General features: G+C 36.2%; 1 protein-coding gene. It reads left to right on the top strand.

The annotated features are described in order from the left end of the window. Window positions 1–288: 288 nt before the first annotated feature. A partial coding sequence (locus tag V7149_RS09320; RefSeq protein ID WP_335345363.1) for an NAD(P)-dependent oxidoreductase occupies window positions 289–856 on the top strand: 568 nt, incomplete at its 3' end.

An 856-nucleotide genomic window follows, 5' to 3' on the forward strand; every position in this document is an offset into this window, starting at 1 on the left:
GTTAATCTGCGATAAAAATCTTTTCTTTGATTAGTATGTAACCGAATTGATAGGAAATAATGTTAAAGCGCATGAAACTTGGGGAGGGCTAGACTATTTGGTCTAGTCTTTTTCCTTTTCGTTTCCATATAAATGAAGGCAGCTACTGCTTAATGTATAAAATAGAATAATAGAAAAACTCTAACTTTTATATAGGGAATATTCTTTTTGACTTCAACTTGAAGTAGAATAGAATTAGCAGTGAAATTGACAATAAATACATAAAAATGATGGGGGAGGAGTTTAAAGATGGGGTTACGTGATAATACGGTCATCGGCTTTATTGGAACAGGTGTCATGGGGAAAAGTATGGCAGGGCATTTGCTTCATGCAGGATATCCATTAATTGTTTATTCACGGACAAAAACGAAAGCTGAAGATTTAATTGCTAAAGGTGCAGAATGGACAAATTCTCCTAAAGATGTTGCAGAAAAGGCAAATGTCATTATTACAATGGTTGGCTATCCTTCAGATGTGGAAGAGGTATATTTAGGGGAAAATGGAATTATTACAAACGGACAAGAAAAATCGTTTGTCATCGATATGACAACGTCCACTCCAACTCTTGCTAAACGAATATATGAAGAGGCAAGAAAAAAAGGTATTTTCGCTCTTGATGCACCAGTATCTGGAGGTGATATCGGTGCAAAGGAAGCAAAGCTTTCAATCATGGTTGGCGGGGAGAAAGAATCATTTTTGGAAATGGAACCAATCTTTCGCTTAATGGGAACAAATATTGTCTATCAAGGAAATGCTGGTTCTGGACAGCATACAAAAATGTGTAACCAAATAGCCATTGCTTCGAACATGATTGGAG

Source organism: Bacillus sp. JJ1503 (assembly GCF_036965125.1).
Taxonomy (GTDB): Bacteria; Bacillota; Bacilli; order Bacillales; family Cytobacillaceae; genus Cytobacillus.